The 9,543-nt window shown below is 67.4% G+C and carries 11 protein-coding genes; all 11 read right to left on the bottom strand.

Features of this window, described 5'->3' with window-relative positions; all coding sequences use genetic code 11:
• The coding region (locus PARHAE_RS20455) for a phage tail tape measure protein (RefSeq protein ID WP_126156342.1) at positions 1-1,864 on the bottom strand (1,864 nt) is incomplete at its 3' end.
• Complete coding sequence (locus tag PARHAE_RS20460) at positions 1,857-2,075, bottom strand: DUF7697 family protein (protein WP_013654514.1); 219 nt, start codon at positions 2,073-2,075, stop codon at positions 1,857-1,859. The genes PARHAE_RS20460 and PARHAE_RS20455, both read right to left, overlap by 8 nt.
• 8 nt (positions 2,076-2,083) lie before the next feature.
• Positions 2,084-2,521, bottom strand: a complete 438-nt coding sequence (locus PARHAE_RS20465; RefSeq protein ID WP_126156343.1) for a hypothetical protein — start codon at positions 2,519-2,521, stop codon at positions 2,084-2,086.
• Complete coding sequence (locus PARHAE_RS20470) at positions 2,521-3,459, bottom strand: phage tail tube protein (RefSeq protein ID WP_126156344.1); 939 nt, start codon at positions 3,457-3,459, stop codon at positions 2,521-2,523. Before PARHAE_RS20470 ends, PARHAE_RS20465 begins: the two co-directional genes overlap by 1 nt.
• Before the next feature lie 25 nt (positions 3,460-3,484).
• A complete protein-coding gene (locus PARHAE_RS20475) occupies positions 3,485-3,904 on the bottom strand; it encodes an acyl-CoA transferase (protein ID WP_126156345.1) in 420 nt (139 codons plus the stop codon).
• Between the two features lie 9 nt (positions 3,905-3,913).
• Positions 3,914-4,699, bottom strand: coding sequence for a hypothetical protein (locus tag PARHAE_RS20480; protein WP_206437043.1), 786 nt, complete (start codon positions 4,697-4,699; stop codon positions 3,914-3,916).
• Between the two features lie 93 nt (positions 4,700-4,792).
• Positions 4,793-5,422, bottom strand: coding sequence for a DUF6441 family protein (locus PARHAE_RS20485; RefSeq protein ID WP_126156346.1), 630 nt, complete (start codon positions 5,420-5,422; stop codon positions 4,793-4,795).
• Entirely contained in the window at positions 5,419-5,730 is a 312-nt protein-coding gene (locus tag PARHAE_RS20490) for a head-tail joining protein (protein WP_126156347.1), read from the bottom strand. The genes PARHAE_RS20485 and PARHAE_RS20490 overlap by 4 nt, the downstream gene beginning before the upstream one ends.
• Positions 5,730-6,065 carry a DUF2190 family protein gene (locus tag PARHAE_RS20495; protein WP_126156348.1) on the bottom strand — a complete coding sequence of 112 codons (336 nt, stop codon included), beginning with the start codon at positions 6,063-6,065 and terminating at the stop codon, positions 5,730-5,732. Before PARHAE_RS20495 ends, PARHAE_RS20490 begins: the two co-directional genes overlap by 1 nt.
• Before the next feature lie 76 nt (positions 6,066-6,141).
• Positions 6,142-8,178: a prohead protease/major capsid protein fusion protein gene (locus PARHAE_RS20500; RefSeq protein WP_126156349.1), complete on the bottom strand. Its 2,037-nt coding sequence runs from the start codon at positions 8,176-8,178 to the stop codon at positions 6,142-6,144.
• A 4-nt stretch (positions 8,179-8,182) separates the two neighbouring features.
• A partial coding sequence (locus PARHAE_RS20505) for a phage portal protein (protein ID WP_241232920.1) occupies positions 8,183-9,543 on the bottom strand: 1,361 nt, incomplete at its 5' end.

Here is a 9,543-nt window from a genome sequence, read left to right on the forward strand (position 1 = left end):
CGGTCAGCGCATGCTCCGCCCCTTCGCCAGCGGCGGTTCCGGCGTCGCGGGCAGCACCTCCTGCACCATTGGCAGCGGCAGTGGTGTCGTCGAGCCCGGCCGCCAGCGCATCGGCGGAGGTCGCGGCGTCCGTCAGCGCGGCCTCGGCCTCGGTGCCGGACCCTGCCACGGCATCCTTCAGAGCCTGCCAGGCAGCAAGCGGCCGGGCTGCGGCATCGCTCAGCATGCCTGCGGCCTCGCGATAGGCATCGGCCTTGGCGCGCGCGTCATGGGCCATGGCGCCGAGACCGAGATCGGGCGGGATGATATAGGTCCGGGCAAGCGCGGCGGAAAACGCATCGGCCGCCGCGGTGCCGGCCGCTGTAGCGGCCCCCTCGAACGGGTTGTCGATCCTGCTCAGGTCCACCGCATCGAGCGTGCCGATCCGCACGCCGCCTTCGCCGGTCGCCCATTCCGGCAGCAAGGCGAGCGCGGCGTTCAGGGTCTCGATGAAGCTGTTGATGCGGGTGACGACGCCGTTCAGCATCGCCTCCACCCCGCCGATCAGCCCGTTCGCGGCCTGGTAGGCGAAATCACCGATGGCGCCCGGCAGGCTGCCCCAGATCGCCACCGCGCCTTCATAGGCGCCCTGGAAGATCGCGGCAGTGCGGTCTCCGAACCCGTTGAGCCCCGCGACGGTGCCGTCGAGGGCTGAGAGCGCGGCGGCCTTCAGCCCTTCCCATCCCGCCGCCATACGGGCCAGCGCGGCGTCGAGCGCGAGCCCGATGCGCGACCAGACCTCGGAGGCCAGATCGGAGAGCAGCCGGAAGGCTTCGCCGACCCCGCCCACGCGGGCGACGAATTGGGACAGCTGATAGATCAGCTCGCCCACGCCAACGATCAGCGCACCGATGCCTGTGCGGATCAGCGCTCCGCGCAGGACGACAAGCGCGGTGGCGAACCCACGCACCGACAGTGCGGCAGCGGCCAGCCCGGCGACCCAGCGGCCCGCGAGGAAGGTCGCAAAGGTCACGGCATAGGTGGTCAGGCGGCCGATATTGTCGAAGAGGCCGCGAATGGCGATGCCGAGCGGCCCGGTGCGGCTGGCAATGGCCGCCATGGCGTTGGCGACCGCCTCGAGCGCCGGAGCCGCGGCGACGGCAAGCTGGTTCGACAGCCCGCGCCAGATCAGCCCGAGCCGAGAGATCGCATCGTTCGTCCGCTCGATCTGGTCGGCGTCCTGTTCCGAGACCACGACACCGAAAGCAAGCACGTCCTCGGTCGCCTGGCGCAGCGTCGCGGTGTCGATGCGCGACATGGCGATGGAGCCTTCCTCGCCGAAGAGCTGTCCCGCGACCGCCGCGCGTTCGGCGGCGGGCACGAAGTTCTCGATGGCGGCGTTGATCGCGCCCACACGCTGGTCCAGCGGCAACGCGATCAGGTCGTTGGCGGAAAGGCCCAGCCGGTCGAGCGCATCGGCGGCAGGGCCCGTCCCGGCGGCCGCCTGGCTGAGACGGCGCGTCAGATCCTTCGTGGCCTGCTCGATGCCGGACATCGAAACGCCCGCCAACTCGCCCGCGCGCTCCAGCGTCTGGATCGAGGCGACGGTGGTTCCCAGCGACTGCGCAAGCTTCGCCTGCGCATCGACGGTCTGGAGGCCCGATTGGATCATCGCCACGCCAGCAGCGGCGGCAGCTGCCACGGCCGCTGCGGCGGCCACACGCGCCCGCCGCGAAAAGGCCGCGAGCCGGGTGTTCGCCGCTTCCATCTCCCGGCTTAGCCGTCCGAAACCTCGCGCACCGGCTTCGCCGACGCCTTCCAGTTCGGCGCGCACCTGCCGACCACCGACCGCCGCAAGGCGGACGCTGACGCGTTTTTCAGCCATTGGGGCGTTCCATCTGTTCGTTGAGTTTGGCGACCATCACCGCTTCGATGACGGGCAGCAGTTCGGCCATGGCGAGCGGCGGCACGCCGAGGGCGTCACCGAGCGCTAGTGCCGCCGACATGTCCCAGCCGATCACCGCACCGGGCAGGACGCGCAGTTGGCCGCCGAGACGGCCGACCAGGTCCCAGACCTGCCAGCCTTCATGCGTCATTGGTCGGTTCAGCCGCGCCGGGCAGTCTTCGCACGCCGTTTGGCAGGCGTCGCAATATCGGTCGCCCCCGCCGAAGGACCACTCGGCGAGAGCGCGGAGGCGTTTTTTTCCTGTTCCAGCAGCAGGCCCTTCGAGACGTAGGTCAGCTGGAAAGCCTCGAAGATCGGCCAGATGTCGAGCAGCGCGTCGATGGCCTCAGGGCTGGGATCGATCGGCTTGCCGTCCGCATCGCCGATGCCCTCCCAGGTGAGGACCGCCCGCCGCGCAAGCGCCTTGGCGAAGGCCACTGCGCGTTCCTCGTCGGAAGCCTCGTCCGGCACCGCCTCAACGGCGGGGTCGCTGCGCGTCGCCACCATCAGCGCGGTGGTCAGCGGGCGCAGCTGCACCCGCACGCCGGGCGCGAGATCGTGCCAGCGCGGGGCGTTGGTCAGGTCGAGTGTCAGCATCAATAGGTCTCCACATCGTTCACGAGGGTGGCGGTGCACATCCGGCCGTGGACGCTGTCGCGGGCGGCCTGCCAGTCGAAGGTGGCCTGCACCCCTTGCGGCCCGGAAATCTCGATCCGGGGGCGCGGCAGGTAGACCGCGTGCACGGTGAACGTGAAGCTCTCGCCCGAGGGCAGGACGTAGGCGAACTCAAGCTTGCACGGATCGCCGTTGATTGCCTGCGTCACCAGCGTGCTGTCGGCGAAACGCACCTCGATGGAGCCGGTCAGCGCGGCGATGGACGGGTCCGCGCCGTCGATACGCCCGTCCGAGCGGATGGTCTCGATCCGGTCGAGGTTGTTGGCATAGGTGATGTCGACCGAAACGACGTTGCCGAGGGCCGAGCCGTTCCGCGTGATCGACCCGTTGAAGTGGCCGAACCTCTTCAACTCCAGCGCGGCGGGCGTGCCGGCGCTTGTGGTCGTCCCCACCGTCTCGCCCTGCGCCGCCAGCCGTGCGGTCGCCGTTAGCAGCCCCGAGCGCTGCATCTGCCAGGTCAACTGATCGAGGACGCAGCCGGAATACATCGCGTAGCGCGGCACCTCGGGCATTCCGGTCTCGATGGAGAGGCTCGGCAGCGTCCAGGCGCCGGATCGGAACTCGTGCGTCCAGGGACCGGTGCCCGTCGTCGACGGCGCGCCGAAAGCTGCCTTCAGCCAGAAGCCGAAGGCCTCGGCGTCGAGCGGCACGACGACATCGCCGTCGGCCGTCACCGCATCCTTGATCGGTGCCAGCGGATCGCGGCCGTAGCCGAGAAGCTCGGAGTTCAGCAGCGGCTGCTCCGCGCCCAGCGTGGTGCTGGCAAACGGCATCTTCGTGAAGCCGCTCGCGGGCGGCGTGCCATAGACGGTCTCGAACGCAAGCGCCATCTGCGCCCGCGCCCCCTGGGCTCGTGCCATGTCTCAACTCCTGTTGTCGGTTGGATCAGCCGAGCGGGTCGGCCGTGGTGTAGTGCAGGACCACCGGGATCACGGCTGCCTTCAGGCTGGCCGCGCCGTCGACCGGCAGATCGACCGGCCTTGGCGCTTCCGCCTCGACCCAGTCGCAGAGCCCGCCCAGCGTCCGGTCGGCGGCGAGCGCCGCGCCGATGCTGGCGGTCAGCGTGTCGAAGGCGGCGTCACGGGCGGTGCCCTGCACGACAGCCTCGATCTCGGCGCGATGCTGGTAATGGTAGCGTAGTGGCGACAGCGTCACCTCGGGCTCCCCCGGCTCGCCGTCGCGCAGGATCAGCAGTCCCCCGGCTGGCACGCGCTCGGGCAGCACCTCGCTGCGCAGGGCCGTTGCGGGCAGCGCCGAAAGCCGCGCGTTCAGCGCGGCGAGGATGGTCTCGCGAGGGGTGGGCATAGGGGTTTCCTAGTGCCGCGTTTCCCGCGGCTTTGTTTTTACGGCCGACTGAGCAGAAATGCTGTTCAACTTAAGCGGCTGATAGTCGATCGCTTTCAAGTCTACTTCCAGCTCTGACGTAAATGGCGTTTTGTAGGTCTCAGCGTCGAAGCCCCTGAAGTTGGCACCGACCTTGTCCAATGCTTTGAAGACCCTCACAACTGCCGAGACAAACACCGGCATCATGTCGACATACACTTGATTGACAGGATATCGCTCTGCTTCCGCATCCTGCTTGATGGTATCGAGCCCCAATTCGTCACGAATTAAATGAAAACGCTGTAGAGCTTTCTTATCCTTCAAGAACTTATCCCGGTGCGGTGACCCTGATTCTGGATCAAGTCGCAAGTTAAAATCTTCGAGCTTGAAATAGGCAGTCATCGACAACATGCCTTCACTGCTCATCCGATGCCGAGCGAGTAAATACGTCGCACCGTTCCATTGGATTGGATCGCCGCGCAGCCACAAGTCGGACAAGAGGCCTTGGAACAGTGGATGGTCTCGATGGTGTATTGCGTTTCGCAACGCGATGAGCGCAGACGTGTCACCGTGATCGAAATACGGAAAGTGATCCTTTGAGACATCATAGAGGGAGTGGAATGCCTCTAGCTTTGCCTCGAAAGCACGCTCCATGTTATGAATAGCTTCCTCGCGATCCACGTCGAAAAGGCTTGCGAACTGCATATGAGCTTCGACGTATAACCTCATGTAGTTTGCGAGATTGCTGATGGCGTTTTCAACAGCTGCTAGGCTCATCTGCGACATATCCGATTCTGCCTCATGGGACCGAGGCGGTTAATCATTTGAAATGTCAGTACCAGAGTGAGCCTTGAACGGAACCCCTTGTTTTCAGTATCTTTCCCCCACCCAAGTTGCCACGATCAGACCCGGCACGCTGTCCAAGGCCCGATCCGCATCCCGGGCCAGATCCAGCCGCTTCGGCAGCTTCACCTGCGGCAACAGCAGGAAAATCGGCGCAGTGACCCTGCCGCGCCCGGTCTTTGAGCGCGACACCACCGCTTGGCCTTTGGTGTTCAGCCGTCCTTCGGCCACCAGCAGGCTCGGGCCGGTGCGGCGATAGACGAACCGCAGGCGGAGGCCACGGCGGCGCTCCCATTCACCGGGCGTGATCCGGCCGCCGCGCAGGGACTTGCCCGCGGCGGGCAACGGGATCGCGAGCCAGAACCCATCCTTGGAACGGATCAGCGGGCCGGTGTCATGCGCGCCGACGATGACCGGGGCCTGGGACCAGACGAGCGCGGCGGCGTCCAGGCTCTCGCCTGCCTTCGGAAACGTCTGGCTGCGGATCGTGTTGGCGAGCCGTGTGCCAAGCCCTGCGCCGGTGACCTGCAAGCGCCACGCGGCCTTCAGCCCAGTCCCGGCCTCGCGCATGGCGGCGGTCACCGCGCGCTCCCCCGCCGCCACCTCGGCCTGCATCATCGCAACGATGTCAGGATCGATGTCGAGCTTCAGTTTCATGCTAGGCGCAAGTCCACGGTCCAGACCAGCCGCTCGCGGTCGCGGACGGGCTCGCCCTGAATGAGGAAGGCGTCGCCCTCGATCTCGATCCGGTCGCCGGGGCGCGGGTTCGCCACCTCGGCCACCTGCAGATCCACGCGCGTGGTCTCGGACCAGATCCTTGCATCGCCGAAATCCGTAACCGCGTCGGCGCGCCGGGCGACGACATGCACCAGAACGGGCGCGCCGCCCTCGGGCGTGTAGACAGCATCCCTGCCGATGTTCGGATCGGCGAAAAGCGCACCGACGGCGGCGGCGAAGGCGCTCATCAGAACGCGCCGTTGAGCCGCACCCGGCCGATGGTATCTCCGGCCCCGCCCGCGACCGCTTCGGTGGCCACGCCGATCAGCGTGTTCGAGGTTGCCACGTTGGTGGTGCGCTTGTTGGTGTCGTCCCAGTAGATCTTCGCGCCGGCCGTCCAGGCCTGCGAGCCGATCTTGGTGATGTCGAAGACGCCGGTAAGCGCGGTCTCGACGCTCTCGCCGAGCGCGGCGGTGCCTGCTGCCACGCCGAAGATGGAACCGACGAGCAGGCCATCGCCGGAGGCGATGGCATAGGGCGCGGTCAGGGTGATGGTGTTGCCGGGCTGGACGTAGTTTTTCATGGGGAGGATCCTTGTGGAACAACGAAAGGCGGCCCTGGAGGACCGCCCGTGTGTCGGGGTTTAGGCTGGGTACAGTTTACGCGCCCGGGTTCTTATAGAGGCCGCGCCAGTCGATGGCCTTGGCGCCGAAGTCTAGGCGGCACTTGATCTCGACCCCGTCGACGTCAAAGCCGTTGCGCGTCTCGATATAGGCGCCCTGCTGCCCCTCGAGATAGGCGTACTCGATGGTGTCGATCTGGTTCGGGCTGGCCGCCAGATACCAGGCGGTGGCGCTCGCCGCATCGAGGCGCGGCTCGCTGATCGGCGAGAGCGTGCGGATCGATTGCGGCACCACGCTGGAGGTCGCGGCGGGGACGAGGTTCTGCGCGACCAACTGCTCGGCCTTCAGCTCCAGCGCGGCGGGCACGATCAGGAAGGCGGGGCGGATGTTCAGCACTGTCTTCTTGTCGAGGCCGGTCTGCTTGGCCATCGCCGCCCGCGCCGCACCGACGCTGCCTACATCGAGCGCCGCGCCGGTGCCCGCGAGGTTCTTGTGCGTGGTGTGGAACAGCGCGTTGCCGTCGGCCATCGCCGGGTTGGCGGTGATGATGCCCCAGACCACGTCCGACTCCAGCTGGGCGATGGAGTTGCCGTACATCGCCGGGATGCGGGTGAAGGCGTCGAGATCGTCGTTGATCAGCGTCTGGCGGGTGATCGCGACCACCCGGCCGTAGGTCTTGACCTTGTAGCTCTCCTTGCTCTCGCCCAGCGTCCCGCGCTTGAACTCGCCACTCTCGCCGACCTCGAGCAGCTGCGGCGCCTCGCCGAGCTGGACCCGGTGCATGGACTTGAAGTCGGTCGCCAGCACCTGGCGGCAGAAGAGCGCGAAAGTGCGGGGATAGGCGTCATAGGCCTGCCGCAGGGTCTTGTTGGTCACGGCCGACAGGATCTCGGGAAAGTCCGAGGTCGAGTGCAGCGCCCGCGTCGCCACCTCGTCGCGCGACAGGCCGCGCGTGTTGACCCCGGCATTGCCGAGGCTTTCGCGGGCCAGTTCCAAGAGCGTCATGCCGCGGTACTGGCGAGCGGCATCCTCCAGCGGAAACAGCGTCGGGCTGTAGCGGTGCAAGAGCGCGTTTGCCACGGCGTCGCGGCGGGTGATGCGCTCGTCGCGGCCGCCGAGCGGAACAGATACATGCGGGAAGGTCCGGGTCTCGTCGGATTTCGCGGCGACCTGGTCGAGGATCAGGCGGCGGGATTCGTCCACGCTGACGCCGCGCTTGACCAGATCCTCGGCGAAGCTGCGCTCGAGGTTCAGCCGCCCGGCCAGATCGTAGATGGTCGAGACGCGGTCGCGCTCGGCCTCGCGGGCGCGGGTCGCGATGGCTTCGGTATCCGTGGCCTCAGGCTTGGGAGCCTTGGGCTGGCTGCGCGTCTCGGCCGCGCGCGTCTGCGCCTCGGCCGCGCCGGTCTTGTCGTCGGGCATGGTGATCTCCTCGGTCGATGCCGTATCGGGGGTGTCGTCGGCCGGTGCGGCCGGGGTCGTCTTGTCGGTCATCGGGGATGCTCCTTCGCTGGTTTCGGCGTCCCGGCGATGGAGGACGCAGTCGTGTTGTTCGCCCTTGGCGCGGAAGCCCGCGGCGGGATCGGCGCCGACCGGCACGGCCGAAATCTCGAACGGGGTCCAGTCGACCGCCCGCCAAAGCTCGCGCCCGCCATCGGGTTTCGAGATGTCGAAGCGGTGGACCTGATAGCCGATCGAGACCGCGCGGATGTGCCCGGCCTGGATGTCGCGCCAGATCGGCTCGACGTCGGCGCGCTCACTGATCCGGACCTGCGCGACGCCGCGCCCGTTCTCGATCCGCACTGAGCCGGGCACGACCGAGCCGATGACGGCGTCGAGCGTGTCGATCTCGTGCACCTTCAGGAACGGCGCGCCCGCGTTCAGCCGGTCGAGGCGGACATGGGCCGGGTCGAGGCTCAGCTCCTCGTCATAGGGCTCGCCGAAGAAGCTGGCGCGACGAACGCGGGCGCCCGCCGACCAGATCACCTCGACGGTGCGCGCGTCCGGGTCGACGCTGTTTGGCGCAAGCTCCGCCGACCGGCGCAGGGCCGGCAGTTCGATCATTGTATCCATGGGGTCAGTCCTGTTGGTCGGCCTGCGCCGGTGCGATTTCCGGATCGGCGGGGGCTGTCTGGTCACTCGCCTGCGCACTACCGGTCTTGGTGACGCGGCGCGGGTCGCTGTCGAGCACGAGGCCGAGATCGTCGAGTTTGGCGTTTGTCGCGGCGATCTCGGCCAGCACGGCGTCGGGGTTGCGCCCCTGCCGGGCGATGGCCTGCGCGAGGGTCATGGTGCCGGAGCGGATCGCCAGCAGGTCCGCCATCGCATCCTTCTGCGGATCGACCGCCTCGAACTTCGGCGGTTGCCATTCGACCGGGACATCCGGCGACGGGATCTGGCCTGCGGCCCATGCCGCTTCCGTGAACCAGCGCCAGACCGGCGCGCAGAACATCGGAATGAACAGCTGCCATTGGACGGCGTCGATCATCCGGCGGAACTCGACGAGGCCCGCCCGGATCGAGGAATAGTTGACCTGAGAGAGGTCCCCGGTCAGCAGCTCGTAGGGCACGCGGAACCCCGCCGAGATCGTGTGCAGGCTGGCCCGCTTGTATTCGCCGTAGCCGCCGGTGGCCGATGGCTGGTTGAAGCGGATGTCCTTGCCGCCACGGGCGTAGGCGATGAGCCCCGGCTCGAACTGCTCCACCCGGTTGCCATCGGCATCGACCACTGAGGGCGCGATGCCCTGCTGCGCCTCGTCGTCGCCGAAGACGATGGCGGTGACGCAGGCCTCGGTCTTCTTGCGGACAAGTTCGGCCACCTCGTAGTCGTCGAGATCGCGCAAGCTGCGGATCACCGGCGCGCCCCATGGAACGCCGCGCGCCTGCGTGCGATGCTTCTCGTAGACATGGGCGATCTCGGTCGCCGGGACCGGGCGGCTCTGCAAGCCGTTCTGCAAGGCCCCGTAGGCGTCGCCCGGGTGCTCGGCATGGAGCCAATAGGCCCGGCGCTTGCCGACCGGGTCGAACTCGATCCCCTGCACCAGCCGCCCCGCGCCGAGGACGCCGGATTTCGTGGCGTCGAGGAAGTCGGCCTCCAGCACCTGCAATTGCAGCGGAACGGCCAAGCCGTCCGAGGATCGCCGCAGGCGGCGGCGCACCAGGACTTCGCCCGCCTCGACCATCTCGCGGCAGATAAGCGTCTGCAGGCCGTAGAAGTCGAGCTGGCCGTCGGCGTCACAATCCGCTGTCCAACGCTCGAAGAGCGCGTCGACCTTGCGGTCCAGCTTGTCATCGCCACTTGCGGCGCGCGGCATGATCCCCGCGCCGATGATGTTGTTGACGGCTCTGTTGCACAAACCGGCCTGAGGGGATTCATCTTGTGACTTCAGCTTGATAGCTGATGGGCATGAGCAGACCGACAGCCCCGACCTACAAGACC

The organism is Paracoccus haematequi (genome assembly GCF_900631945.1).
Classification (GTDB): domain Bacteria; phylum Pseudomonadota; class Alphaproteobacteria; order Rhodobacterales; family Rhodobacteraceae; genus Paracoccus; species Paracoccus haematequi_A.